Below are 24,521 nucleotides of genomic sequence, written 5' to 3'. Positions count from 1 at the left end.
TGGCCGACCTGCGTTCTTGAACTCCGCCGCGCCACGCGTACCACCCCTCACGACGATCGGTCGGGCCTCCTGACTGGGGCAATAATGGGCAGGTGCGATTCCTCAACAACATGCAGCCCGCTCACGACCTGACCTACAACGATGTGTTCATGGTCCCGAGCCGCTCTGCTGTCAGTTCCCGGCTCGACGTGGACCTCACCAGCACTGACGGTCTCACGACTCCCCTGCCGCTGGTGGTGGCCAACATGACGGCCATCTCCGGTCGCCGCATGGCCGAGACCGTGGCCCGCCGCGGCGGAATCGCGATCATCCCGCAGGACATCCCCACCGCGATCGTCGCCGAATCGATCGCCAAGGTGAAGCAGGCGCATGTGGCTTTCGATACCCCGATCATGGTGCGCCCGGACACGACACTGGGTGAGGCCATGAGCCTGCTGCCCAAACGCGCGCATGGTTTCGTCGTCGTGATCAAGGGCGAGCGCAAGCTGGGCAACGTGACGCCGATCGGAGTGGTCACCCCTGCCGACGTGGTGGACGAGGACCGGTTCGCTCAAGTCCATGAGGTCATGAACAGGGATTTCCTGGTGGTGGAGCCGACTGCGTCGCCCCGGGAGATCTTCGACAGCCTGGCCGTGCACCATCAGGAGTACGCAATCGCCGTCGACGGCGCACAACTCGTCGGCGTGGTCACCCGCAAGGGTGCCCTCCGTTCGGCGCTGTATGCGCCCGCAATCGACGCACAGGGCTCACTGCGGGTGGGAGCTGCCGTCGGTGTCAACGGGGACGTGGCAGGACGCACGGAGCAGCTTCTGACGGCTCGCGCGGATGTGCTCGTCGTGGACACCGCCCACGGCCACCAGGACAAGATGATCGAGGCCCTCGGTCACGTCCGTCGCGTGCGGGACGAACTGTGCCCCGAAGTGCGGATCGTCGCGGGCAATGTCGTGACCCCCGACGGCGTGCGGGACCTCGCCGAGGCCGGTGCCGACGTGCTGAAGGTGGGGGTCGGCCCAGGCGCCATGTGCACCACTCGCATGCAGACCGGCGTGGGCCGCCCGCAGTTCTCCGCGGTGCTCGAGTGTGCGGAGACCGCCAGGAGTCTCGGCAAGTCTGTCTGGGCGGATGGCGGTGTCCGTCATCCACGGGATGTCGCCCTTGCCCTCGCTGCCGGGGCGGGGTCGGTGATGATCGGTTCCTGGTTCGCGGGGACCCACGAGTCCACCGGTGCCCTGCTGACGGACCCGAACGGGCGCATGTACAAGGAATCGTTCGGCATGGCGTCCGCGAGAGCCGTCCGGATGCGGACCCGCGAGCAGTCCGGCTTCGACCGCGCACGTGCCGGCCTGTTCGAAGAGGGGATCTCCAGTTCCAAGATGTTCCTGGACCCCGACCGGCCCGGTGTGGAGGACCTGATCGACTTCATCGTGTCCGGCGTGCGCTCCTCCTGCACCTATGCCGGTGCGCGGAGCCTGGAAAAGTTCTCCGAGCTCGCAATCGTCGGCATCCAGTCACCGTCAGGATATGAGGAGGGCCGTCCCCTCCACGCGAGCTGGTGAGGCCAGGGCGGGCTTCCGCTCAGCGCACGAGCGGTTTCCAGAACTTCCGCCCCGGCTCGGCGATAGCGGCCGTCAGCAGCGACATGAGCACCGACACGACGATCAGGATCAGAACGGCGGGGATGAAGCTCGGCCCGAAGACCAGAGCCCCCACGAATGTCACGAGGCAGACTGCCAACAGGTTGGTCACCAGGGCCAGCTTGAAGCGCTGGCCGAAAGTGTCGGGCCATGTCAGGTCCACGATGCTGCGCATGGAGCTCCCCCAGAACGACGTTGGTTTCGAACACGAGTCTAGAAGGCACGAACAACGCAGCAGGGCCGCCGGGAATCCCGGCGGCCCTGCTTGTGTCCAAGGGGTGAATCAGTGCTGATAGTCGCCCCGGTAGTACTGGAACAACCAGCCTGCCAGAGCCCAGATGCCGAACCCGACACCGAGGAACGTCAGCCACCAGCCGAACACCGGGCCGAGGAAGATCAGGCCTGCGGTCAACGCGGTCCAGAACGGCCAGATGCTGCTCGGGGGGAAGAACCCGATGTCACCAGCACCGTCGACGACCTCGCCGTCCGTCCGGTCCTCCGGCCGCGGGTCCATCTTGCGGCCGGTCAGATAGAAGACACCGGCGATCATGAGCATCATCAACCCGCTCAGCGCCAGCGCGGCCACGCCGGCCCACTCGATCTGGTTGACATGGGTGTCCTGGACCACACCGCCAATGTTCGGCTGAAGGTCCACCCGGCCCAGGAAGAAATAGATGACCGTCGCGAGGAAGAAGAACGCCGCGAGCGGGAAATAGATCCAGGCTTCACGCTTCACGACTTGTCTCCGTCCAGTTCTGCGGCGCGCTCCGTGAGCAACTGCTGGCGTCCGGTGTCCTCGCCTGCATCGATGAGGTGACCGTGGTCGGTGACCACGTTGTCCGGGTATTCCAGCAACGCGATCTCAGGATGGTGCAGATCGAAGGCCGGCGCCTCGGAACGGATCCTCGGCAACGAGACGAAGTTCTTCGGGGGCGGCGGGCAGGAGGTGGCCCACTCGAGCGAGCGGCCCCAGCCCCACGGATCATCCACAGTGACCTTGGGCGCGTTGCGGCTGATCCACATGTTCCAGAAGAACGGCAGGAACGAGATGCCCAGCAGGAAGGCACCCACAGTGGAGACCTGGTTGAGCGTCGTGAAGCCCTCATCCGGCAGATAGTCGGCGTACCGACGCGGCATGCCCTCGACACCCAGCCAGTGCTGGACGAGGAAGGTGGTGTGGAAAGCCACGAACAGCAGCCAGAAATGCACCTTGCCCCAGGTCTCGTTGAGCATCCGACCGGTCATCTTGGGCCACCAGAAATAGAAGCCCGCGAACATTGCGAACACCACGGTGCCGAAGAGGACGTAGTGGAAGTGGGCCACCACGAAGTAGGTGTCGGACACCTGGAAGTCCATGGGCGGGCTGGCGAGAATGACGCCCGTCAGTCCACCGAACAGGAACGTTGTGAGGAAGCCCGCTGCCCAGAGCATCGGCGTGTCGAAACTGACGGATCCGCGCCACATCGTGCCGATCCAGTTGAAGAACTTCACGCCGGTCGGGATCGCGATCAGGAACGTCATGAAGGCGAAGAACGGCAGCGAAACGGAGCCGGTCACATACATGTGGTGGGCCCACACCGCCATCGACAGCGCGGCGATCGTCAGCGTGGCCCCGACCAGACCGATGTAACCGAAGATCGGCTTCCGGCTGAACACCGGGATGATCTCGGTGATGATGCCGAAGAACGGCAGCGCCAGCACGTACACCTCGGGGTGACCGAAGAACCAGAAGAGGTGCTGCCACAGGATCGGTCCACCGTTGGCGGGATCGAACACGTGCGTCCCGAGACGACGGTCGGCCTCAAGCACCAGCAGACCGGCGGCCAGGACCGGGAAGACCAGCAGGATCAGCAAGGCCGTGACCAGCACGTTCCACACGAAGATCGGCATGCGGAACATGGTCATGCCGGGAGCGCGGAGTGTCGCGATGGTCGTGATGAAGTTGACGGCGCCCAAGATCGAGGACAGGCCGACGAGATAGAGACCCATGAGCCACAGGTCACCGCCGACGCCGGGGCTGTGCACCTCGTTCGACAGCGGCGTGTACGCAAACCAGCCGAAGGATGCCGCACCCTGCGGGGTCAGGAAGCTCGACATCACGATCAACGAGCCGAACACGAACAGCCAGTAGGAGAACGAGTTCAGCCGCGGGAACGCGACATCGGGGGCGCCGATCTGCAGCGGCATCACGACGTTGGCGAACCCGGCGAACATGGGCGTCGCGAACATCAGCAGCATGATCGTGCCGTGCATCGTGAACATCTGGTTGAAGGTTTCCAGCTGCATGTATTGCATGCCGGGGAAGGCCAACTCGGCCCGGATCGCCAAAGCCATGACGCCGGCAATCAGGAAGAAGATGAACGCGGTGACCATGTACATCTTGCCGAGCAGCTTGTGGTCAGTGGTGGTCAGGAACTCCATGACCACCGCGCCGAGCCGACGCTCCCGAGGAGCAGTGCTCGTTGCATCTGCGACACGTTCGACTGTTGTCATCACTCACCCTCCTTCATTTCGAAGCCCGCGAGATCGTTGTTGCCGATCGAACCCTTGATTTCGCCCACCTGGCCGCGGTCGCGGAGTTCGGCCATCTTCTGATCGAACTCGGCCTGCGAGACGACGCGAACGTTGAACAACATCGCCGAGTGATAGGTGCCGCACAGCTCGGCGCACTTGCCGGCGAACGTGCCCTCACGATTCGGGGTGACCTGGAACGTGTTCTGCTTGCCCGGGACCACGTCGAGTTTCATATAGAAGCTCGGGACCCAGAACGAATGGATCACGTCCGGCGAGTTCAGGTTGAACGTCACCGTCTCGCCGACCGGGAGATAGAGATCCGGGGTGCGCTCGACCGTGCCGGCGTCCCACACCGTCTCGCCGTCGGCGCTGTCCATGTAGTTGAACGTCCAAGACCACTTCTGGCCCACCACGTTGACCGTGTGGGCGTTCGGCGAGGTCTGGTTGGTGTCCAGAACCCTGTCCTGCGCCTGGACGGTGTAGAAGAACAGCACGCCGACGATCAGGAAGGGCACAATCGTGTACATAATCTCGAGCGGCAGGTTGTAGCGCGTCTGCTTCGGGACCTGGCCGCTGTGCTTGCGGCGATAAACGATGAACGCCCACCCCATCAAGCCCCACACGAGGACACCGATGATCAGGCTGGCGATCCACGACCCCACCCACAGGTTGCCGATGTGGGGCGCTTGCTCACTTGCCGCCTCCGGGAGGCCGAACAGCCGGGCCTTCCCCGGGCCCTGCCCGAGATCGCCGCATGCCGACAACGATGCGACGGCCAGACCGAGCAAAGCCACTCCGGTCAGCCGCCGGGCACCACGCCGACGAATCCTCATCAGACTCACGTCACGCCCTTCCTGGGGTTCGATTCGTTTGCGCGCCACCGCCCGGGGGCGGCAGAGACGCGCTCACAGTACCGTAAATGTAACCTGCGGTCCTGCTGATCCGTAATCCCCCGGGCGAGGTCGGAGAATTGTTGATCAGCCGTGACCACGCGCGTGCGCAGAGCGCATCGTGCCTAGTCCCGCCGGACAACAGCCCACCTCGTCAGCAGCGTGGCCGACTCCTGCAACACCACCAAAGAAGTCAATTCGACGGGTCGCCCCGCGGACGCGACGAGACGCGGCCCGTTGTCCCCGAGTCGCGGAACCACGGTCAGGCACAGCTCGTCGATGCACTCGGCGCCCAGCCATTGCGTCGCCAGCGACGGACCGCCCTCGTGCAGGATCCGCCGGTGTCCTCGGTCGAACAGCTGGTCGCGCAACAGCCGCGCGGAGACGTCCTGCTCGCCCAGCACCCACACGCGATCGTCACCCAGATCCCGAATCGCACGGTCCAGCGCGGTCCCTGCGGCCGAGCAAGTCGCCAGAACGACGTCGGGACAAGTGATCAGCCCGGCCGGGATCGCTGCTTGGCGACTGACGATCACGAGCGGGGTGCCGCTCGGCGGCGGCCCGTATCCCTCATCCCGCACCGTCCCCGCCCCAACCACGATCGCTTCGCAGGTGTCCCGCAGGTGATGAAACACCGCCTGATCAGCCGCCGTGCCGAGGCTGCCGCTGAGCCCGTCGGGTCCTGCGATCGAGCCGTCGAGCGTGGTGATGAAGTTGGCACGGACCGTGGGGCGCGCGGGCCACGCGTACGCCCGGCCGAGCGACCCGACACCGAGCGTTCGGGGCAGGTCCTCGGGTCCGCTGAGGACGCGGAACGCCAACCGGTCAGACATGTGCCGACCAGGTCCAGAGCGCGAGGTGATAGAGAACCCCGAACGGATCTTCCGCGTGCGCCACACTGCGCTCCGGCGGCCGATCGACGATGGCGGCAAGCACCTGCCAGGCGGCCCGACCGGCAATGATCAGTTCCTCCGCGACCGCCGGATCCAACTCCGTCAGCGGCCCGGGATCTCCCGCGGAGAGCGCGTCGGCGATCCGCTGATCGACTGAGAACGCACGCTCGTCGAGATGGCCGGGGGCCTTCTCGCCGCGTCGCGCGGAACCGTCCCCCATCACAACCACAGCGCTGCGGCCCGCGCTGATGCTTTTGAGCCGCTCGGCACACGCTGCGACCTCGTCGGGGCCCGCGTCCAACGCCACGGTGATCTCGACCGGATCCGGCAGCCCCAGTCCGGCCAGGAGCTCCCGGGCGACACGCAGCCCCAGTGGCCGCCGGCTGTCGATCGCCGGCGGCCGCCGCGGCGCACCCGAAACCACCACCAACGTCTCCGGCTCGCCTGTCGCCAGCTGCGCCACCATGTCGCGGCACCGCACCCGCAGGGCAGCGCCCGGGTCGGCCAACGAGGCGTACTCTCCCAACAACAACGGCGGGTGCGGCAGGAAGCAGGCGGCAATCATGCGAGCCCCCGGACGGCGCGCGCCAGCGGGCGCTGCCCGGCGATGGTCGACACCATGTCCAGCACCTGCCGGGTCTCGGCGACCTCGTGGACCCGATAGACGTGCGCGCCGTGCCAACTCGACACGGCGGTGGTAGCCAAGGTGCCGATCACGCGCTCGTTGACCGGTCGATCGAGCGTCTCGCCCACAAAATCCTTGTTGGACAACGACACCAGCACGGGCCAACCGGTCGCGACTAGTTCGTCAAGGCGCCGGGTCAGCTCGATCGAGTGAAACGAGTTCTTCCCGAAGTCGTGCGCGGGGTCGATGAACAGTCGTTCCCGGTCGACGCCGACCGACACTGCTCGCTCCGCCTGCGCGACCGTGGCGGAGATCGCGGCCGCAACCACGTCGTCGTATTCAATGCGGTGCGGTCTCGTGCGTGGCGTCACGGAGTTGGTGTGCGTGCAGACCATCCCCACCCCGAACTCGGCCGCAACCTCGGCCAGACCCGGGTCGGCGCCGCCCCAGGCGTCGTTGAGGAGGTCGGCGCCCTCCGCGCACACGGCCCGGCCGACCTCGGCCCGCCAGGTGTCCACGGAAATCACGAGATCCGGATGTGCAGCCCGGACCCGCGCGACGAACGACACCACTCGGCGGGCCTCCTCCACCGCATCGATCTCCACGCCGGGCGCGGCCTTGATGCCGCCGATGTCGACGAGATCGGCACCTTGGTCGACCACTTCCGCGACCCTGTCGAACGCGGCATCCTCCGCCCAGGTGAGCCCTTTGTCATAGAAGGAGTCGGGCGTGCGGTTGATGATGGCCATGACCAACCGGGCCCGTTCGTCGAAAGCCCGCTTCCCCAACATGAACCGCATCGTTCCCCCTTTGCCCGCGTCACCCTAGTGCAGCGTTCAGAGCGGCGGGGAGCGGCGCGGAGCGGGTCAGTCGAGGAACGTGCACCACTCCGCCAGCGGTGCACGTTCGGTGCGGAGCCGATTGATGGCGGCGGTGGAATCGGCGTACCCGATCGCCAGACCACAGAACAGCATCAGCTCGGGCGGCGGCTGAAGGACTTCGGCGACCGCTTCGTGATGGATCGCCCAAGCCGCTTGGGGACAGGTGTCGACCCCCTCAGCGGTGAGCAGCAGCAGCAACGACTGGAGGAACATGCCGAGGTCGGCCCACTGGGGTTGGTGCATCGAGCGGTCGATATAGAGGAACAGCGCGACCGGCGCGTCGAAGAACCGGAAATTGCGGTCGAACTGCCGGAACCGCGCCGGGCGGTCGTCGCGCGGGATGCCGAGCAGCGCGTACAGCTCCTCCCCGTTGCTGAACCGACGCTCCCGATAGGGGGATTTCAGCGGGCTCGGATAGACCGGGAAGACGGGCGTCGGCGGCGGCGCGTCGGGATCATGGATGCGGGCGGTGACGTGGTCGACGAGGGTACGCAGACTCTGTCCGCGCAGGACGACCGCGTGCCAGGGCTGGATGTTGCCGCCGGACGGGGCGTACGCGGCGTCGGTCAGCGCCCGGGTCAACAGCTCGGGCGCCACTTCGCGGTCGGTGAACGCCCGGGCCGAACGCCGCGCGTGCAATGCCTCGCGAACGTCCATCAGTCTGCGAACTCGGCCGGCCGCTTGGCGAGGAACGCGGTGATCCCCTCCACGGAGTCCGGGTCGTGAGCAGCGGACGTCATGGTGCGCGCCTCCCGCGCCAGTTGGGTCTCGACGTCGTCGGTCATGGCAGCCCGGATGACGCGTTTGATGCCGGCCTGAGCACCGCGGGAACCGGCTGCGAGGCCAGCGATGATTTCCGTGGCCGCCGACTCCAGTTCGGCCGCGGGAAACACACGCGCGACCAGACCCGCGGAATGGGCCTCTGCCGCCGTCAGCACGTCGTTGAGCAGGGCGAGGCGGAGCGTGCGATGCAGACCGAGGCTCCGGGCCAGGAGGCCGGTGCCGCCGTCACCGGTGAGGCCCACCTTGGTGTAGCCGAGGGTGAACTTCGCCGCGTCCGACGCCAACACGAGATCGGCGGCCATGGCGATCGGAAACCCGATCCCGGCCGCAGTGCCCTGCACGACGCTCACGACGATCGCGTCGCTGCGCGTCAGCTCGGCGATGATGCGGTGGCCGGCCGTGGCGAGATCGTTCAGATAATCGGGAAAGGACGCCGCATCGGTGAATCCGGTGAGGTCCCCGCCGACGGAGAAAAAGCGGCCCTCGGCGCGCAGGACGATCACCTTCACGCGCTCGTGCACCGCACGCCGGACAGCAGCCGCCAGCGCATCCGCGGCCTCGAAATTGAACGCGTTGCCACCGTCGGGGTTGGCCAGCGTGATCCAGCCGACCGCATCTCTGCACTCATAATCCACCAGCGCCATCGGATCCTCCTCGATTCGTCGGCCGCATTCTCAGCCTAGGTGGGTCATCGAGGTGGCATGCGGATTGCGCCGTCGAGCCGGATCGTCTCGCCGTTGAGCATCGGGTTGGCCATGATCTGGGTCGCGAGGAGAGCAAACTCACCCGGCTCCCCCAGGCGTGATGGATGCGGCACCTGGGCGCCGAGCGCAGCGACGATGTCGGGCGGAAAGCCGGTCAGCATCGGTGTGCGGAAGACCCCCGGGGCGATGGTGACGACGCGGATCCGGTGGCGAGCGAGCTCTCGGGCCAACGGGAGAGTCATCGCGGCGACCCCGCCTTTGGACGCGGCATAGGCAGCCTGTCCGATCTGGCCATCGAAGGCGGCGATGGAGGCGGTGTTGATGATGACCGCGCGGTCCTCGGCCTCGCTGTCGGTGTGCTCGGCGATCGCCTTGGCGGCGAGCCGCACGACGTTGAAGGTGCCGATCAGATTGACCTGGATGATGGTGGTGAACAGTTCGAGCGGGAACGGTTGGCCCTGTCTGTCCAGCAGACTGGCCGGGGTGCCGATGCCGGCGCAGTTGACCACGATGGCGAAGTCGCCGAGGGCGACTGCCTCATCGATCGCCTGCTGGACATCCGCGGGATCGGTGACGTCCCCGGCCACGAACCGCACCGCGGCTCCGAACTCGGCCAAGGTTTCCTGCGCCGATGACGACGGCAGGTCGATCACGACCACGCGCGCCCCTGCAGCCGCCAAGGCACGGACAGTGGCGAGACCCAGACCCGACGTGCCGCCGGTCACCAGCGCGGTTCTGCTCGCAATGTCCATGGAGCGAGTATGCGACGGCCCGGGTGGCAGTCACCACCCGGGCCGGATTGCGCTCAGTGGAACGAGTCGCCGCAGGCGCAGGAGCCGCCCGCGTTGGGGTTGTCGATGGTGAACCCCTGCTTCTCGATCGTGTCCACGAAGTCGATGACAGCCCCGCCGAGATAGGGGGCGCTCATGCGGTCGGTCACGACGTTCACACCGTGGTAGTCCCGCACGACGTCACCGTCGAGCTGACGGTCGTCGAAATACAGTTCATAGCGCAGGCCGGAGCAGCCACCCGGCTGCACGGCGATCCGCAGCGCCATGTCGTCGCGGCCCTCCCGCTCGAGGAGGTCGCGCACCTTGGACGCGGCCTCGTCGGTGAGGATGACGCCTTCGGTGGTCGCGGTGGTCGCCTCGGTCATATCTGCCTCCAGTCGAAATGATTCAGAGCGTGCGGGGAATCCTAACCCGCGTGGTGCACAACACCAGGGGCTCAACAATTGTTCCCGGCCATCCGATAGTCACGGTAACACTATGAAAACTCACCAGGACCACGTGCGAGCGATGCGTGCAGTGGCCTCCGTCAAAGCTTCGGCCGTGACGTCCCGACCGCTGGGCCGATCCGACATGCTGTCGGGTGTCACCGGCGGATAAACCGGATAGGCCGACTCCACCCCCATCGTCCGCATCTCCCGCGAGCCGATCACGACCGTCCCGGCCAGCGCGATGCACGGTCGCATGGCGCGCTGGGCCTGCTCGGCGACGAATTGCATGACGCTGCCGCCCCGCGAACCGAAATCGAAGGACGACGATCCGGTGACGACGAGTTCCGCCACGTTGATCGTCTCCGAAAGCCCCACCAGTTCGGCGCAGGCGGCCGGTCCGGTGACGATCGTGCCCCCCAGCGCGGCGATCGCGTACGCCGCACCACCGGCCGCACCAGCACCGGGCAGGGCTGACGCCTCCGGATTGGCGAGCGCCGCCAGCCGCTCGAGGGCCGCATCCGCCGCGAGCATGTCGGCCGGGTCGGCGTTCACCTCACGCCCGCGCAGCGAGGTCACGCCGCGCAGTCCGAGGAGATGCTGCTCCACCTCCTCCGATCCCACGACTGCCACCAGTTCGGTGTCCCCGATGAGATCGCGGACGGGACCGAGATCGAGATCGGTGATGCCGGAGAGCGCCGCGTACCCCTCCGTCAACGGACGGTCTCCACGCGCCCCGAGGGCGCCCAGGATTCCAGCCCCGGCATCGTGGCAGTGGACCCCCTTGAGGTCCACGAAGACGCGACGCACCGGTTGAAGGCGCAGCACCTCTGCAAGCGCCAAGCCGATCGTCACCGACGAGGCGGTCGGGTCGAGACCGCGTGCCGCGCTGTCGGCTTCCACCGGTTCGGCGGCCACTGCTGCGATCTCGGGAGTGCAGAGCCGTGAGATCACTCGCCCATCGGGCTCGCTGATCAGCTCGAGGTCGGTCTGGAGTTGATCGGCGATCGCGCGGGCGAAGCCGCTGCCGGCCTCGCCCAACGGCGCGACCGCGAGTTGGGCACCTGGTTGGGCCTGCAGCCAGCCTGCGGCGATGGCGCGGCCCGCCTCGGCGGAGGACAGCGCGCCGATCTGGTCAGTGGCGACAAGGACTCTCATCCTCCAAGTATCCCCGGGCCACTAGTTTGGGGCCATGGCAGCATCCCGACTCCCCCGCCGCTGGTTCCTTCCGTCGGCGGTGGTGGCCCTCGCGGCGCTGTTCGCGCTCGGCGCCTCCGTGACGTGGCTGGTGTCGATGCTGGAGGCGCCGGACACGCGGGCGTTCGCCTGGCCATTCGTGGGCGCGATTCTCGCCTGCCTTGTGCTGACCGTCGCCGTGCCGGTCCTGCGAACCCGCTCGGTGCCCCGCTGGGCAGGCCTCACCGTTCCACCCCTGGTCGGGCTGTTCGCGCTGGTCGCCGCCGTCGCGGTCTGGTTGCTGACCCTGTTGCTGGCCTGTGAGGCCGACGGGGTCTGCCGTCCAGCGGACACGTGGCAGGCGCTGCCGAGCTTTGTCACGTGCGGCATCCTCGCCGCATCGGGCCCTGGCCTGGCCGCGCTGGCCAGCCGGCCCCACGGCGAGTGGCGGGGCCGGTTCTGGGCACTCACTGCGGTTTTCGGGCTGCTCGGGTTCGCCGTTGCCCTGGGCGCGTGGATCGAGCTCGGCATCTATGCCCTGTCCTGAGGCACGGCGAGCGCACGCTCCGGCACACCACCACCGGACAACGCGAAGGGGCCCGACCGACAGCGGTCGAGCCCCTGTGCACGAGAGCGTCAGGCCTGGGGTGCCCGTCCGGGGATCAGGCCGTCGTCGGAGTCCGAGCCGTTGAGCAGCGCTTCGACCTCCTCGACGGTCGCGTCCGCGCCCGGCACGATGAGATCGGATTCCTCCAGCGAGTCGAGCGGCAGCGGCTGGCCCAGCGCTTGGATCTCATCGATCAGCGTGCGCAACGCCGCCGTCAGCTGTTCCTGATCACGCGCCGCCATCGCTGTCTCGACCGCGTCATCGCACGCGTTCAGGTCATCCATGTGGGACTCGTCGAACCTGAACTGGCCCAGGTTGAGCACGCGGATGATCATCGCAGGTCCTCCTGATCGGGCTGACCGTTCACCGGATAGGCCTGGAAGGGAGGTTGCTGGCCGGACGGCTGGGCGTACCCCTGAGCCTGCTGCTGACCCGGCGCACCCTGCTGACCCGGCGCACCCTGCTGGGGCTGGTGGCCCTGCTGGGGCTGCTGCCACTGCGGGCCGCCCTGCTGGCTCTGCGGATCCTGCTGGTAGTGGGCGGGTCCACCCTCGATCGCCTGCGGCTGGGCGGCCGGCCCGCTCCCGAGCTGGGCCTTCATGCGGGCCAGCTCATCCTCGACCTGGGAGTCCGACGACAACGCCTCGAGTTCGCGGGTGATGTCGTCCTTCGTGGAACCGGTGATGTCCTCGAAGGCACCCGACGCCAGGAGTTCGTCCATCGCGCCGGCGCGGGCCTGCATCTCGGCGGTCTTGTCCTCCGCGCGCTGGATGGCGAGGCCGACGTCACCCATCTCCTCACCGATTCCGGTGAAGGCCTCATTGACGCGTGCTTGCGCCTGGGCGGCGGTATAGGTGGCCTTGAGGGTGTCCTTGCGGGTGCGGAAGGCGTCCACCTTGGCCTGGAGGCTGCGGGACGCGCTGATGAGCTTCTCCTCCTCCGCCTGCAACTGGGCGTGCTGGGTCTGCAGATCGCCGAGTTGCTGCTGCAGGCCGGACTTGCGGGTCAGCGCCTCGCGGGCGAGGTCTTCGCGACCGACCTCGAGGGCCTTCTGCGCCTGCGCGTTGAGCTTGTCGATCTGGGTGTTCAACTGGGTGGCCTGCAGCTCGACCTTCTTGCGGCTCGTGGCAACGTCCGCCACACCGCGACGCACCTTCTGCAGCAGTTCGAGCTGCTTCTTGTACGAATATTCCAACGTCTCGCCGGGATCCTCCATCTTGTCCAGCGCCTTGTCAGCCTTGGCACGGAACACAGTGGAGAGCCGGTTCAGAAATCCGCTCATAGGGGGCCAGGTCCTTCCGATCACCTTCGTCACATGGGCGCCCTTGAGGGCAGACGCCATTCGCGTGTGCGACTAGCCTAGGCGGTGCGGGCCAACCCGAGCAGGTCGGACAGGACGCGAACCGCGGGATCCGTCCACAGTCGAACCGTTTCGCCGATTCGATTTCGCCGCCCCGCTGCTGGGAGAATGCCCGGATCAACCAGCCTCCCGACGAGGCGGGCACCGACGACGAGGACTGCACCGATGGCCCTGTTCCGCGCCAAGAAGGACCCCGAGCCGACCCCGGCACCCGAGCCGGACCCGACTCCTGCGCAAAGGGGGCCCCGAAAGAAGGACGGCCCCACCCCGACGCGCCGCCAGGCCGAGGCAGCGCGGATGCAGCGGCTCAACCCGCAACTGTCCAAGAAGGAAGCCCGTCGGCGCAACGCCGAGGAGAACCGCAAGCGTCGTGAGGCGTACATGGAGGCCCGGGACGGCACCCCCGAACGCAAGTTGATGCGGGACATGGTGGACGCCCGCTGGAGCCTGGGTGAATTCCTGCTCCCGGCGATGATGCTGTTCCTCGCGCTGAGCTTCCTGCAGCAGAGCTGGGGCGGCGCGACGTTCATGTCGCTGGGTCTGATGTATGGCTACATCCTGCTGGTCCTGCTGGATCTGTTCCTGCTGTGGCGCAAATACAAGAGGGTTGCCGCCCAGCGCTTCCCTGGCCTGGATCTCAAGGGCAAGGGCGTCATGATGTTCGGCTTCAACCGCTCGATCCAGATCCGGCGCATGCGCATGCCTCGACCGGTCGTCGAGCGGGGTGGGACGTTCTGATGTGGCGCTGGGAGCCGGACACCGGCGCGATCGAGGGTCGTTTTGATTCCCAGGCCGAGGCCGAGGAGTGGCTGACGGAGCACTATCCGGAGTTGCAGGACAACGGCGTTCGCGAAGTCACCCTCTTCGAGGGAGACCGGGTCGTCTATGGCCCGATGTCCCTCGACCCGGCCTGATCGGACCCGGCTCGTTCACCCGGGCCCGATCACGGCGCACGGCCGCTATCAGGATTCCCGGACGCCCGGGGTCAGGAACGGCGGCTTGACCAGGTCGAACTCCTCGACTCGATTGCGCACCTTCACACCGACCTTGATCCCCGGTTCGAAAGCCGAGTCGACGAGCGCCAGACCGATGCCGGTCTGCAGGCTCGGCGAGAAGGTCCCGGACGTCACCTCGCCGATCTCGTTGCCGTCGCCGTCCACGACCACCATGTGAGGCCGCGGGATGCCCCGCCCGACCGCCTTGAGCCCCCAGAGCTTGCGCGCGGCACCAGCCTCGCGCTCGGCGCGCAGCGCCTCGTGACCGATGAACTCCGGCTTCTTCCAGCCGACCGCCCAACCGGCACGCGCCTTCACCGGGGAGATCTCCGGCGACAGGTCCTGGCCGTGCAACGGATAGCCCATCTCCGTGCGCAGCGTGTCGCGGGCACCGAGTCCCGCCGGGACGATGTCGAACTCGGCACCGGCTGCCATGACGGCGTCCCATACCTTCAGGGCATCGGCGGTGGGCGCCACGAGTTCGTATCCGCGTTCGCCCGTGTAGCCGGTCCGGCACACCGTCAACTGCACGCCGTCCAGTTCGGCCACGTCGAACGACATGTAGTCATGGCCGACCGGCAGGCCCATCGCGGTGAGGGTCTCGTCGGACTTCGGGCCTTGGACGGCGAGCACCGCATAGTCGTCATGGATGTTGGCGACTTCGATGCCTTCCGGAGCGCGGGAGCGCAGGGTCTCGACAACGGTGGCGTTGTTGGACGCGTTCGGAATCAGGAAGAGGTCATTCGCAGCGAACTGATAGACGATGAGATCGTCGACGACCCCGCCGGACTCGTTGCACAGCAGTGTGTACTGCGCCTGCCCGTCACCGATCCTGCCCATGTCGTTGGTCAGGCACGTGTTCAGGAAGTCGACCGCCCCCTCGCCGCGGACGGTGGCCTTGCCCAGATGGGAGACGTCGAACACGCCGACCGATGCCCGGACCGCCTTGTGCTCGGCCACGATCCCTGCGTACTGCAAAGGCATCGACCAGCCGCCGAACTCGGCGAATTTTGCTCCTGCGGCTTCATGGCGTGCGTGCAGGGGGGACTTCTTCAGCTCGCTCATCGGTGTTCCTTCCGAGGGTCCGGGCGGTGTCCGCGACCCTCGCCGAGCACCGTCGCCCTTATACCTGCGAACTTATCGCAGTTCGCGGCGGGTAACCTGACGAAGCCTGGTAATTCCGCGGACCCCGCGGAGTCATTCGAACCCGATCCGGAGGACCACCGTGGTGAACCCGATCACCCTGCCCGAACTCGTCCGCGTCAAGACTGTCCCGGCCAAGGCCGACGTCGTCGTCGTGCCCCTGACCGGGGATTCCGAACCCGCCGCGGTCGACCTGCCGACCAGCGTGGGACGCGGCTACGAGCGGAAGTTCGGACAGTCGGTCGTCGACATGGCGAAGGCGCTGGGGGCCAAGCCGAAACCGGGTGCGACCACGGTCGTGCCCGGGTTGAACGGGCAGCGTCTTGTGGTGGTCGGCATGGGCGCCGACGAGCCGACCCCGAAGACAGTGCGCAAGGCGGCCGGCGCGGCGTCACGCGCGGTCGCGGGCATGAAGGACGTGCGGACGATCGCCGTGGCGTTGCCTGCCGACGAACCCGAATTGCTGCGCGCGGTGGTCGAGGGGACCCTGCTGGGGCAGTACGCCTATGCACCCGTCACCGCTGAACCGGCCGACAAGCCCGCCCTGGAGTTCAGCGTGGTGTCGACCGTCGCCGACAAGTCGATCATCGAGCAGGCCCGCGTGGTCGCCGAGGCGCAACTCGTCGCTCGCGAGTGGGTGAATCTGCCGCCCAACCTGCTCTATCCGGAAACGTTCGCGGGGGCCGCAGAGGACCTGGTCAAGGGCACCAAGGTCAAGGTGCAGGTGCTGGATGAGGGCGATCTGACCTCCGGCGGGTTCGGTGGGCACATGGCGGTTGGCGGCGGTTCGGCGCAGGATCCGCGCCTCGTCCGCCTTTCGTACGCCCCAGCGCGCGCGAAAGCACACTTGGTGCTGGTGGGCAAGGGGATCACGTTCGACTCCGGCGGCCTCAACCTGAAGCCCGGTGAGTCCATGTCGACCATGCGCTGCGACATGGCCGGGGCCGCGGCGGTGATCGCGGCGACGCACGCGATCGCCCAGTTGGGGCTCAACGTGCAGGTCACGACCTATGGCTGCATGGCGGAGAACCTGCCGAGCGACACCGCCTTCCGCCCCTCCGACGTGTTGACGATCTATGGCGGGACGACGGTCGAGAACTACAACACCGACGCCGAGGGCCGGCTGGTGCTGGCGGACGGATTGGCGCGCGGCGCGGAGGACAATCCCGACCTGATCGTCGACGTGGCCACCCTCACGGGTGCCGCGATGGTCGCGCTCGGCACCGAGATCTTCGGGGTGTTCTCCGATTCCGACGAGGTTGCGGAGCGCGTCCTGGGTGCCGCCGAGGCCGCAGGGGAAGAGGCATGGCGCCTGCCCATGGGCGAGTGGAGTGCCAAGGCGCTCGAGTCGAAGGTCGCCGACCTCAAGTCCGGCGGCGGCCGCTGGGGCGGCGCGTCTATCGCCGCATCGTTCCTGCGCTCGTTCGTGGACGAGGAGATCGACTGGGCCCATCTCGATATCGCCCCCGCCAGCTTCAACGAGGGCTCCGCAGACGGCGAGACCCCCGTGGGCGGCACCGGAGTGGCGGTCCGCACGCTCGTCGAGATCGCCCGCAGCCTGCAGGCCTGAGCCTGCGGTGACCGTCTGGATCGACACCCCGGCGTGGCCCCATCGGGGTCAACTGTTCGCGCACATGGTCTCCGACACCGAGTTGGAGGAGTTGCACGACGTCGCCGAGCGCGCCGGGGTGCATCCACGGGCGTTCGACCGCGACCACTACGACGTGCCCGAACGGCTCCTCGCGGCCTGCATCGACGCGGGAGCCACCCAGGCGCCCACCCGCCGTCTGGTGCAGGCGCTGCGCGAGTCCGGGTTGCGCCTGACCAAGGCCGCCGCGAAGGCCGACCGGGAGGCGCGGCGGGCACGCTTGCTCGAGCGTTGGCCGCTGTCCACGGCCCGGTCCGCGGGGAGCCGGGCGAGCACCCCTCCAACGGGTAGCGCGCTTGCTGAGGACCTGCTGGACCGGTGGTCCGAGCGACATCGCCGTTATCACGATCCACGGCACCTCGAGCACTGCCTCGACTCCCTCGCCACGCTCGGCGGCGCGGAACAGGTGGTCGAGTTGGCGGCCTGGTTCCATGACGCGGTCTATGAGGGCCGCGCCGGGGAGGACGAGGAGGCCTCCGCCCAACTGGCGGAGCACGCGCTGGAGGGCCTGCTCCCCCGCAGTCACATCGGCGAGGTGGCGCGGCTCGTGCGCCTCACCGCCGGTCATCGTCCCCAGGACACCGACGACAACGGCACGCGGCTGTGCGATGCCGACCTGGCGATCCTCGGCGCCGAGCCCGCTCGCTACGCCCGCTACACCCGTGACGTGCGCGTCGAATACGCCGAGGTGCCACTGGTGGAGTTCCGTCATGGCCGCCGGCGCGTCCTCGCCCATCTGCTCGGGCTCGATCCGCTCTATCGCACACCGGCCGGCGCCGGGCTGTGGTCGGCTCCGGCGCGGACCAACCTGACCGTCGAGGCAGCCCGCCTCGACGACCTGATCGGTGCCTGATTCGGCCTGACCCCGCGCTATCGCGCACACGGTCCGGGAACGTCACCGCCAGTCGGTGATCACCTGCTGCACCCTGCGGACGTCGGCCTCGATGTCGGCTGCCGCCCGCTGCCGGTCGATGGGGTGGGACTTGATGATCTGCAAGGGCTCGACCGCACGGCCGAACGCTTCCCGCGCCCGCCGCACCTGGGGGTGCCAGCAGGCGCCCAGCACCAGATAGCCGAGCGTGGCGACTTGGTCGACCATCGCGCGATAGGGCTCGACGCGCCGCGGGTCGTCGGCGAGCGACTGGGCGAGGCCGCGCTCAAGCTCCAGAAGCTCGTAATAGAGATGACGCCGGTTCTCCCGTGCCTCCGCGCTGGCATAGCGGCTCTCCGCCAGGTCCTGCATGACATCCTCCGTCGCGAGGATCGACCGCCGTGCGTGCGCACGGACGAACAGGAGACTGGTCCGACCACCCACGAGCCACAGGACCGCCAGCGCGAGCACGACCGCGATGAGCGTGTCGATCCCCCGCTCCAGGATGAGCCGGCCCGGGTCGAGGGCGGGTGCCCCGGCCAGCGCGATCGTGAGGGCGATCGGGGTGATGAACACCACCGCGGCCGCATAATTCCGCACGATCAGCATCTCGATGGCGAATTGCAGGGCGAACACGAGCAGCACCAGCCAGAGACCGTGCGGGCTCCACCAGACGATCAGTGCATAGACCCCGAGACCGACCATCGTCCCGAGCAGGCGTTGGACACCGCGCAGGGTTTGGGCGTACCGACTCCCGCCCTGATGGAGCACGAGCGCCGCGAACGCCACACCCCAATAGCTGTGGTCGAACGCCAGGGCGAGCGCGACGATCCCGGACGCAAGCGCGGCCAAGCCGACCCGAATCGCGATCAGGCGGATCTCGCTGGGCCAGCGCAGCGCCTGTTTGATGAGGTACGCAGGGTCCGGCCGGCCGAGCGACGAGTCCCTCAACTGCTCGGCTTCGAACTCCGGGTCCAGGGTGGGGGCCTCCACCTGGTCGCCTTCCGGGTTGCCCCAGGGTTGCGCCTCTGCGCCGGTGGTCCGGCCGGCGAGTTCGGCGCTGCGACGGGTATACCGCGTCTGCAGAATCCCGATGCGCTCGAACAGTTCCGCGTTGCGCTGGTCAATCGGTCGCTCCCCGATGCCGTCGCGGAAACTGGTCCAGGCGAGATGCAGGGTGGCCGATGCCGCCGCGCGCGCGGCCCGCACCTCGCCGGGGTCTTGCGCGTGTTCGAAGGCCTCGATGGCGTTCTCCGCGGCGTCTGCCGCCTCGCGCTCGGGCCGGTGCGGGTCACCGACGAGGTCCGCCATTCCGACGATGACCGCGACCGCACCGCCGATGGCGGTCATGAGGATGACCCGGCCCGGTGACGCGCCCTGGTCGACCAGGAAACTGCCGGCTCCGCACACGAGGACCAGGAAATAGGACCCGGGCGGACCGATCTTGAGGATGACGCAGACCGCTGCCGCGAGCGCGGCGAGCACGACCATCACCGCCAGGAGCACGATCGGATGGATGGCGGCAGCCACCACCCCCACTGCCACCGAGATAACGAAGCTCGCCGCCATCGCCGACATCAGTTTGATGCGGAATCGCCCCGGGGTGTCGGCGCCGTACAAGACTGCAAAGGCACCCAGGCCAGCGATCAGGCCGAGGTCGGAATGGCCGAGCAGCGTGGTCACCAGCAGGGGCAAGCTGATGGCCACAGCGGCCTTGAGTGCGATCGGCCACCGGCGCCGCGCGGGCTGGAAGCGGATGAGGTCCCGGGCACGCGCAGCAGCGTTCACGGCTGCCCTCGTCGGGGGCGCGGGCGCGGCGTTCCGGACTCACTCACGCCCTTATTATGGCGACGTCGGAACAATCCGCGCTCCATTGACCGCACAGCCTCCCTGGTGGGGTGCTGAACCGCCCGGCTAATGTGAAGACACGCACAACAGGTCCCTGATTTAGGAGTTCCGACTCTCATGCCGACTTCAGTAACTCTCCCAGCGCTGGGTGAAAGCGTCACAGAAGGAACTGTCTCCCGTTGGTTGAAGCAGGTCGGCGACACTGTGGCCGCGGACGAACCCCTGCTGGAGGTCTCGACCGACAAGGTCGACACCGAGATCCCGAGCCCCGCGGCAGGTGTGCTCCTGGAGATCAAGGCCCAGGAGGACGAGACCGTGGAGGTCGGCGCCGAGCTCGCCATCATCGGCGAGGAGGGCGAGCAGCCCGCCGACTCCGGCTCCGACGATGCCGAGCCAGAGCAGGACGATCAGTCCGAACCGGAGCCGGAGCCGGAGCAGGATGAGCCGGAACCGGAAGAGGAAGCCGAGCCGGAGTCCGAACCCGAGCCCCAGCAGACGGGCACGGCCAAGAAGAAGCCGTCCGGCCCCGCCCAGGGGACCGAGGTGACGCTGCCCGCTCTGGGTGAGTCCGTGACCGAGGGGACCGTGTCGCGCTGGCTCAAGCAGGTCGGCGACAGCGTCGACGTGGACGAGCCGCTGGTGGAGATCTCCACCGACAAGGTCGACACCGAGGTGCCTTCACCGGTGGCCGGCACCGTTCTCGAGTTGCGGGCCCAAGAGGACGACACGATCGACGTGGGCGCGGTGCTCGCGATCATCGGTGACGCCGACGCGCTCGATTCGGGGGACGAGTCCGACACGAGCGACGCGCAGAGCGTGGAGGAAGTCGAGGACCAGGCCGAGGCCGGCGACGAGGGTGGCCAGAAGCCGATTCCTGCGCCCGAGTCGGACGGCGAAGCGGAACCCGAGCCCGCGGCTGATGAGGCCGATGACGCAGCAGAGGAGCCGGCGGCCGAGGAACACGAGGCTGAAGAGGACGAGGCCGCGGAGAAGCCGAAGGAAACTCCGAAGCAGCCCGAGCCCGCGGCCAAACAGGAGCCCGAGCCCACGAAGCAGGAGCCGACGCCGGCTGCGAACAAGGTGGCCCCCCGCTCGAGCGGGGACGAGGGTGCCTATGTCACTCCCCTCGTCCGCAAACTCGCCGCGGAACACGGGGTCGATCTGGGGTCGCTCAAGGGCACCGGCGTCGGTGGTCGCATCCGCAAGCAGGACGTTCTCGCGGCCGCTGAAGAGGCGAAGAAGGCCGCCGCCGCGCCCGCGGCGGCACCTGCTGCCGCAAAGGCCAAGTCGCCCGCCCGGACCAAGTCCGATCCGTCGGCGGAAGTGCTCGCCAAGCGTGGCACCACCGAGAAGCTGTCGCGCATGCGCCTGACGATCGCTCGCCGCATGGTGGAGTCCCTGCAGGGCTCGGCGCAGTTGACGGCAACGGTCGAGGTCGACCTGACCGGCATCTCAAGGCTGCGAGCCGCGGCGAAGGAAGCCTTCAAGGCCCAGCATGGCGCGAGCCTGTCCTATCTGCCGTTCATCACCATCGCCGCCGTCGAGGCGCTTCGGCACTTCCCGAAGGTCAACGCGACGATCGACACGGAGGCCAAGACGGTCACCTATGCCGACGCTGAGCACATCGGCATCGCGGTCGACACCGAACGAGGGCTGATGGTGCCGGTCATCCACAACGCCGGCGACCTCAACCTGTCGGGGCTGGCGAAGCGGATCGCGGAGCAAGCGGACAAGGCCCGCACCGGCCAGGTGGTTCCCGACGACCTGGTGGGCGGCACCTTCACGATCACCAACTACGGCTCGACCGGGACGCTGTTCGACACCCCGATCATCAATCAGCCGCAGGTGGGCATCCTGGGCACCGGAGCGCTGGTGAAGCGACCTTTGGTGATCCAGGACGCGGATCTCGGCGAGGTCATCGCGATTCGCGATGTGATGTATCTGTCGCTCTCCTACGACCATCGCCTCGTGGACGGCGCCGACGCATCACGCTTCCTGGCAGCGATGAAGGAGCGCCTGGAGGAGGCCGACTTCGGGGCTGAACTCGGGGTCTGACAACAGATCGGCAACGGAGCCCGCGGCGTTCGACGCACCGCGGGCTCCGTGCAGTCCGGCGCCCGGGCTCAGCGGTCCCAGGCTAGGCGTCCGCCGGGCCAGGGATCGGGCGGCGGCGTATCATCCCCAGCATGTCCCGTCACTATCGCTGGCTCGGTCTGGTCGACTATCAGGAAACCTGGGATCTGCAGCGCGAACTGCATGCCAGGGTCGTCGAGGGGGGCGACGAGACCGTCTTGATGCTGGAGCATCACGCGGTCTACACCGCAGGTCGGCGGACACTTCCGGAGCATCGGCCGATCGACGGGACCCCGGTGATCGACGTCGATCGTGGCGGGTTGATCACTTGGCACGGGCCGGGCCAGTTGGTCGGCTATCCGATCGTGCGGTTGCCGGACAGTGTGGGCGTCGTCGACTACATCCGCCGCGTCGAGGAGGCGGTGATCCGCTATCTGGCGGAGCTCGGGTTGGTGACGGGGAGGGTACGCGGCCGCGCGGGCGTCTGGCTCGCTGCAGCCACCGACAAGCCGGAGCGCAAGATCGCCCAGATCGGTGTGCGGGTCGCGCACAAGGCCGCGATGCACGGCTTTTCCCTCAACGTGGCACCGGACATGTCGTGGACGCAAACGATCGTGCCCTGCGGCATCACCGACGCGGGGGTGACTTCGCTCGCGCTCGAGCTCAGCGACCCGCCCACCGTGCGCGAGGCCGCAGACGGGATGGAGCGGCACCTCGAGGCGATGCTCGCGTGGGGGCCGTTCGAGCAATCCCCGGACGTGGAACCGACAGCCCCCGAGCCCACGGCGGTGCCCCAGGGCGTCAGCTATGGGCTCACGGTCTGACCGAACCGACGAATGGCCCGGACCACAGAACCTTCCGGGACGATCCCCGCGTCCGAGAAGGTATGCACGTGGCAGACAATCCTTGGGCCATCGAGATTGACGGGCTCACCAAACGTTTCGAGAACTGGCAGGGCGGGCGGCTCGCCGTCGACGGGCTGACCATGCGGGTCCCCCGGGTCGGGGTGCATGGGTTCCTCGGCCCGAACGGCTCCGGAAAGTCGACGACCATCCGCATGCTGCTCGGTCTCGTCCAGCCGTCCGGAGGCACGATTCGCCTGCTCGGCGCGCCCGTCCCCGCCCGGCTGCCCGACGTCATCAGCCGTGTGGGCGCGATCGTCGAACGTCCGCGCTTTTTCCCTGAGTTCAGTGGCCGCAAGAACCTGCTGCTGCTCGCGCGGTCGATCGGGGTTTCCCCACGCGTGGTCGGGGACGTGCTCGAACTGGTGGGGCTGCAGGATCGGGCCAGTGAGGGGTACGCGAAGTATTCGCTCGGGATGAAGCAGCGCCTCGCAGTTGCGGCGACTCTCTTGAAGGACCCGGAGGTGGTGATCTTCGACGAGCCCACCAACGGTCTCGACCCGAGTGGCATCCGGGAGATGCGCCAGATGATGCGTACGCTCGCCGACCGCGGCAAGGCCGTCCTCGTGTCGACGCACCTGATCGGCGAGCTGGAGCAGGTCGTCGATTCGGTGACGATCATCCGGGCGGGACGGTCGGTCGCCGAGGGGCCCCTCGATGAGATCCTCGGTGCCCGCAATGTGCTTCAGGTGCACGTCGCCGAGCCGGACCGCGCCGCGGCTGTGCTCCGGGCCCGCGGCTGGTCGGTCGATCGGCGCCCCAAGCACTTGGAGGTCACCGGCGACTGGCCGGGCGATGTGCTCAACCGCCAACTCGCCGAGGTCGGTCTCTGGGCCACCGGGATCAGCGCCCACCGAGGCTCTCTCGAACAGCGCTTCCTGCAGCTGACCGACGCGCCACCCGTTCCCCAGCCCCCACTCGCACTCGCTCCCCGGAGGACCGCATGACCAGCCTGCTTGCACCCGAACTGGAGCGCTATCTCACGCGCCGGGTGACGTGGATCGGAGGTGTGACGACGCTCGGCCTGCTCGCGCTCGCGTCGCTGTTCGCCGGTCTGCAGTCGCGGACGTCCTATCAGTCCGAGGTCGAGCTCGCGTCATTCGGCCCGGGCATGATCGTCCTGGCGGTCGCGCTCACCGGCGCCTGGAGCTATTTCACCGCCGCGTCGGCCATCGGGTCGGAACAGAGCTCGGGCGCGCTCGGCACCTGGCTTACGTTCAACCCGCGTCGGTGGCCCGTCTATGGCGCCAAATTGGTGAGCGTGGTCGTGCCGGCGGCCATCCTCTCCGGGGTCACGCTGGTCGCCGCTGTCGGCTGGTCGTTGCTCGTGAGCACCAGCAGCCACCCGACGGCAGTGGGTTGGATGCTGGCCGCCGCGGTGCGCGGGGTGCTGCTGGTGATGAGCATCGCTGCGCTCGGCTTCGTGCTTGCCTTGGTGACCCGCAGCACCCTCGGCGCGCTCGGGGTGCTGGTCGGTTGGTTGGTGCTGTTCGTCCTGCAGTTGCTTTTCGGTTCCGCAGCGGGCGGCTATTGGCAGTGGATCGGTCTCGAATGGGCCGCCGGCGAGTTTCTGCTCAACTCGGAATGGCGGACCTATGGACAACTGCACAGCGACCCGCTCGCCATCGGCAGCGCCGGCTTGGTGTGGTTCACCTTCATCGCGGTCGTCGTGGTGGTGGGCGGCCTCCTCTTCGCACGGCGTGACATCGATTGAGGCCGGGCCGGAGCTGTCCGATGCCCACCGACCGTGCAGTCCCG

At 67.8% G+C, this 24,521-nt stretch carries 25 protein-coding genes and 1 pseudogene; 10 read left to right on the top strand and 16 right to left on the bottom strand.

The window, feature by feature from the left end:
* Nucleotides 1–92 precede the first annotated feature (92 nt).
* Entirely contained in the window at nt 93–1,556 is a 1,464-nt protein-coding gene (locus ACQ260_RS09185; RefSeq protein WP_432559126.1) for a GuaB1 family IMP dehydrogenase-related protein, read from the top strand.
* A 19-nt stretch (nt 1,557–1,575) separates the two neighbouring features.
* Here the strand turns inward: ACQ260_RS09185 and ACQ260_RS09180 are convergent, their stop codons facing one another.
* From ACQ260_RS09180 to ACQ260_RS09125, 12 genes are all read right to left on the bottom strand, one after another.
* Entirely contained in the window at nt 1,576–1,809 is a 234-nt protein-coding gene (locus ACQ260_RS09180) for a hypothetical protein (RefSeq protein WP_432559125.1), read from the bottom strand.
* A 108-nt stretch (nt 1,810–1,917) separates the two neighbouring features.
* Nucleotides 1,918–2,370 carry a cytochrome c oxidase subunit 4 gene (locus ACQ260_RS09175; protein WP_432559124.1) on the bottom strand — a complete coding sequence of 151 codons (453 nt, stop codon included), beginning with the start codon at nt 2,368–2,370 and terminating at the stop codon, nt 1,918–1,920.
* Nucleotides 2,367–4,127 (bottom strand): aa3-type cytochrome oxidase subunit I, encoded by a 1,761-nt coding sequence (ctaD, locus tag ACQ260_RS09170; RefSeq protein ID WP_432559123.1) that lies wholly within the window; start codon nt 4,125–4,127, stop codon nt 2,367–2,369. The genes ACQ260_RS09175 and ctaD overlap by 4 nt, the downstream gene beginning before the upstream one ends.
* Nucleotides 4,127–4,981: an aa3-type cytochrome oxidase subunit II gene (gene ctaC, locus ACQ260_RS09165; RefSeq protein ID WP_432559122.1), complete on the bottom strand. Its 855-nt coding sequence runs from the start codon at nt 4,979–4,981 to the stop codon at nt 4,127–4,129. The genes ctaD and ctaC overlap by 1 nt, the downstream gene beginning before the upstream one ends.
* Before the next feature lie 182 nt (nt 4,982–5,163).
* Nucleotides 5,164–5,871, bottom strand: coding sequence for a dihydrofolate reductase family protein (locus tag ACQ260_RS09160; protein ID WP_432559121.1), 708 nt, complete (start codon nt 5,869–5,871; stop codon nt 5,164–5,166).
* Complete coding sequence (locus ACQ260_RS09155) at nt 5,864–6,496, bottom strand: class III extradiol ring-cleavage dioxygenase family protein (RefSeq protein ID WP_432559120.1); 633 nt, start codon at nt 6,494–6,496, stop codon at nt 5,864–5,866. Before ACQ260_RS09155 ends, ACQ260_RS09160 begins: the two co-directional genes overlap by 8 nt.
* Nucleotides 6,493–7,356 (bottom strand): dihydropteroate synthase, encoded by an 864-nt coding sequence (folP, locus tag ACQ260_RS09150; protein ID WP_432559119.1) that lies wholly within the window; start codon nt 7,354–7,356, stop codon nt 6,493–6,495. The genes ACQ260_RS09155 and folP overlap by 4 nt, the downstream gene beginning before the upstream one ends.
* A gap of 66 nt (nt 7,357–7,422) precedes the next feature.
* On the bottom strand, nt 7,423–8,094 hold the full coding sequence (locus tag ACQ260_RS09145; RefSeq protein WP_432559118.1) for a nitroreductase: 672 nt from the start codon (nt 8,092–8,094) through the stop codon (nt 7,423–7,425).
* Nucleotides 8,094–8,864 carry an enoyl-CoA hydratase/isomerase family protein gene (locus tag ACQ260_RS09140; RefSeq protein ID WP_432559117.1) on the bottom strand — a complete coding sequence of 257 codons (771 nt, stop codon included), beginning with the start codon at nt 8,862–8,864 and terminating at the stop codon, nt 8,094–8,096. Before ACQ260_RS09140 ends, ACQ260_RS09145 begins: the two co-directional genes overlap by 1 nt.
* A 44-nt stretch (nt 8,865–8,908) precedes the next feature.
* Entirely contained in the window at nt 8,909–9,676 is a 768-nt protein-coding gene (locus ACQ260_RS09135) for an SDR family NAD(P)-dependent oxidoreductase (RefSeq protein WP_432559116.1), read from the bottom strand.
* A 53-nt stretch (nt 9,677–9,729) separates the two neighbouring features.
* Nucleotides 9,730–10,080 carry a HesB/IscA family protein gene (locus ACQ260_RS09130; protein WP_432559115.1) on the bottom strand — a complete coding sequence of 117 codons (351 nt, stop codon included), beginning with the start codon at nt 10,078–10,080 and terminating at the stop codon, nt 9,730–9,732.
* 120 nt (nt 10,081–10,200) lie between these two features.
* The gene (locus ACQ260_RS09125; RefSeq protein WP_432559114.1) at nt 10,201–11,298 is read right to left on the bottom strand and encodes a glycerate kinase; all 1,098 of its coding nucleotides are present in this window, start codon (nt 11,296–11,298) and stop codon (nt 10,201–10,203) included.
* 34 nt (nt 11,299–11,332) lie between these two features.
* Here ACQ260_RS09125 and ACQ260_RS09120 point away from each other — a divergent pair, with 34 nt between their 5' ends.
* On the top strand, nt 11,333–11,863 hold the full coding sequence (locus ACQ260_RS09120) for a hypothetical protein (RefSeq protein WP_432559113.1): 531 nt from the start codon (nt 11,333–11,335) through the stop codon (nt 11,861–11,863).
* Between the two features lie 89 nt (nt 11,864–11,952).
* On the opposite strand, the gene pspAA is transcribed toward ACQ260_RS09120, so the two are convergent.
* Entirely contained in the window at nt 11,953–12,258 is a 306-nt protein-coding gene (gene pspAA, locus ACQ260_RS09115) for a PspA-associated protein PspAA (protein ID WP_432559112.1), read from the bottom strand.
* A 146-nt stretch (nt 12,259–12,404) separates the two neighbouring features.
* Nucleotides 12,405–13,205, bottom strand: a pseudogene (locus ACQ260_RS09110) (PspA/IM30 family protein); the annotation flags it as partial.
* A 243-nt stretch (nt 13,206–13,448) separates the two neighbouring features.
* Here ACQ260_RS09110 and ACQ260_RS09105 point away from each other — a divergent pair.
* Both ACQ260_RS09105 and ACQ260_RS09100 read left to right on the top strand, forming a co-directional pair.
* A complete protein-coding gene (locus ACQ260_RS09105) occupies nt 13,449–14,021 on the top strand; it encodes a DUF3043 domain-containing protein (protein ID WP_432559111.1) in 573 nt (190 codons plus the stop codon).
* Nucleotides 14,021–14,197 carry a hypothetical protein gene (locus tag ACQ260_RS09100; protein WP_432559110.1) on the top strand — a complete coding sequence of 59 codons (177 nt, stop codon included), beginning with the start codon at nt 14,021–14,023 and terminating at the stop codon, nt 14,195–14,197. Before ACQ260_RS09105 ends, ACQ260_RS09100 begins: the two co-directional genes overlap by 1 nt.
* Nucleotides 14,198–14,245: 48 nt before the next feature.
* Here ACQ260_RS09100 and gcvT read toward each other — a convergent pair whose 3' ends face one another.
* Nucleotides 14,246–15,343 (bottom strand): glycine cleavage system aminomethyltransferase GcvT, encoded by a 1,098-nt coding sequence (gcvT, locus tag ACQ260_RS09095; RefSeq protein WP_432559109.1) that lies wholly within the window; start codon nt 15,341–15,343, stop codon nt 14,246–14,248.
* 163 nt (nt 15,344–15,506) lie between these two features.
* Between gcvT and ACQ260_RS09090 the strand changes: the two genes are divergently transcribed.
* Both ACQ260_RS09090 and ACQ260_RS09085 read left to right on the top strand, forming a co-directional pair.
* Nucleotides 15,507–16,991, top strand: coding sequence for a leucyl aminopeptidase (locus tag ACQ260_RS09090; protein WP_432559108.1), 1,485 nt, complete (start codon nt 15,507–15,509; stop codon nt 16,989–16,991).
* A 7-nt stretch (nt 16,992–16,998) separates the two neighbouring features.
* A complete protein-coding gene (locus ACQ260_RS09085; RefSeq protein WP_432559107.1) occupies nt 16,999–17,922 on the top strand; it encodes a DUF4031 domain-containing protein in 924 nt (307 codons plus the stop codon).
* Between the two features lie 42 nt (nt 17,923–17,964).
* Here the strand turns inward: ACQ260_RS09085 and ACQ260_RS09080 are convergent, their stop codons facing one another.
* On the bottom strand, nt 17,965–19,728 hold the full coding sequence (locus ACQ260_RS09080; protein ID WP_432559106.1) for an FUSC family protein: 1,764 nt from the start codon (nt 19,726–19,728) through the stop codon (nt 17,965–17,967).
* A gap of 177 nt (nt 19,729–19,905) precedes the next feature.
* Between ACQ260_RS09080 and sucB the strand changes: the two genes are divergently transcribed.
* From sucB to ACQ260_RS09060, 4 genes are all read left to right on the top strand, one after another.
* Nucleotides 19,906–21,843: a 2-oxoglutarate dehydrogenase, E2 component, dihydrolipoamide succinyltransferase gene (gene sucB / locus ACQ260_RS09075; protein ID WP_432559105.1), complete on the top strand. Its 1,938-nt coding sequence runs from the start codon at nt 19,906–19,908 to the stop codon at nt 21,841–21,843.
* Nucleotides 21,844–21,974: 131 nt separating this feature from the next.
* Entirely contained in the window at nt 21,975–22,685 is a 711-nt protein-coding gene (gene lipB / locus ACQ260_RS09070) for a lipoyl(octanoyl) transferase LipB (protein WP_432559104.1), read from the top strand.
* Nucleotides 22,686–22,753: 68 nt separating this feature from the next.
* Nucleotides 22,754–23,710: an ABC transporter ATP-binding protein gene (locus tag ACQ260_RS09065; protein ID WP_432559103.1), complete on the top strand. Its 957-nt coding sequence runs from the start codon at nt 22,754–22,756 to the stop codon at nt 23,708–23,710.
* A complete protein-coding gene (locus ACQ260_RS09060; protein WP_432559102.1) occupies nt 23,707–24,477 on the top strand; it encodes an ABC transporter permease in 771 nt (256 codons plus the stop codon). The genes ACQ260_RS09065 and ACQ260_RS09060 overlap by 4 nt, the downstream gene beginning before the upstream one ends.
* The last annotated feature ends 44 nt before the right edge of the window (nt 24,478–24,521 follow it).

Source organism: Ammonicoccus luteus, from assembly GCF_050880385.1.
GTDB lineage: Bacteria > Actinomycetota > Actinomycetes > Propionibacteriales > Propionibacteriaceae > Enemella.
Note: the sequence above shows the minus strand (reverse complement) of the source record. Positions and strands in the feature narration are given on the sequence as shown.

Coding starts and splice junctions, on each gene's coding strand:
- ACQ260_RS09145 (WP_432559118.1), bottom strand. CDS start 8,094: ATGGACGTTCGCGAGGCATTGCACGCGCGGCGTTCGGCCCGGGCGTTC.
- ACQ260_RS09100 (WP_432559110.1), top strand. CDS start 14,021: ATGTGGCGCTGGGAGCCGGACACCGGCGCGATCGAGGGTCGTTTTGAT.
- pspAA (WP_432559112.1), bottom strand. CDS start 12,258: ATGATCATCCGCGTGCTCAACCTGGGCCAGTTCAGGTTCGACGAGTCC.
- ctaC (WP_432559122.1), bottom strand. CDS start 4,981: ATGAGGATTCGTCGGCGTGGTGCCCGGCGGCTGACCGGAGTGGCTTTG.
- ACQ260_RS09120 (WP_432559113.1), top strand. CDS start 11,333: ATGGCAGCATCCCGACTCCCCCGCCGCTGGTTCCTTCCGTCGGCGGTG.
- ACQ260_RS09155 (WP_432559120.1), bottom strand. CDS start 6,496: ATGATTGCCGCCTGCTTCCTGCCGCACCCGCCGTTGTTGTTGGGAGAG.
- ACQ260_RS09125 (WP_432559114.1), bottom strand. CDS start 11,298: ATGAGAGTCCTTGTCGCCACTGACCAGATCGGCGCGCTGTCCTCCGCC.
- ACQ260_RS09130 (WP_432559115.1), bottom strand. CDS start 10,080: ATGACCGAGGCGACCACCGCGACCACCGAAGGCGTCATCCTCACCGAC.
- ACQ260_RS09135 (WP_432559116.1), bottom strand. CDS start 9,676: ATGGACATTGCGAGCAGAACCGCGCTGGTGACCGGCGGCACGTCGGGT.
- ACQ260_RS09140 (WP_432559117.1), bottom strand. CDS start 8,864: ATGGCGCTGGTGGATTATGAGTGCAGAGATGCGGTCGGCTGGATCACG.
- ACQ260_RS09160 (WP_432559121.1), bottom strand. CDS start 5,871: ATGTCTGACCGGTTGGCGTTCCGCGTCCTCAGCGGACCCGAGGACCTG.
- lipB (WP_432559104.1), top strand. CDS start 21,975: ATGTCCCGTCACTATCGCTGGCTCGGTCTGGTCGACTATCAGGAAACC.
- sucB (WP_432559105.1), top strand. CDS start 19,906: ATGCCGACTTCAGTAACTCTCCCAGCGCTGGGTGAAAGCGTCACAGAA.
- folP (WP_432559119.1), bottom strand. CDS start 7,356: ATGCGGTTCATGTTGGGGAAGCGGGCTTTCGACGAACGGGCCCGGTTG.
- ACQ260_RS09180 (WP_432559125.1), bottom strand. CDS start 1,809: ATGCGCAGCATCGTGGACCTGACATGGCCCGACACTTTCGGCCAGCGC.
- ACQ260_RS09105 (WP_432559111.1), top strand. CDS start 13,449: ATGGCCCTGTTCCGCGCCAAGAAGGACCCCGAGCCGACCCCGGCACCC.
- ACQ260_RS09060 (WP_432559102.1), top strand. CDS start 23,707: ATGACCAGCCTGCTTGCACCCGAACTGGAGCGCTATCTCACGCGCCGG.
- ctaD (WP_432559123.1), bottom strand. CDS start 4,127: ATGACAACAGTCGAACGTGTCGCAGATGCAACGAGCACTGCTCCTCGG.
- gcvT (WP_432559109.1), bottom strand. CDS start 15,343: ATGAGCGAGCTGAAGAAGTCCCCCCTGCACGCACGCCATGAAGCCGCA.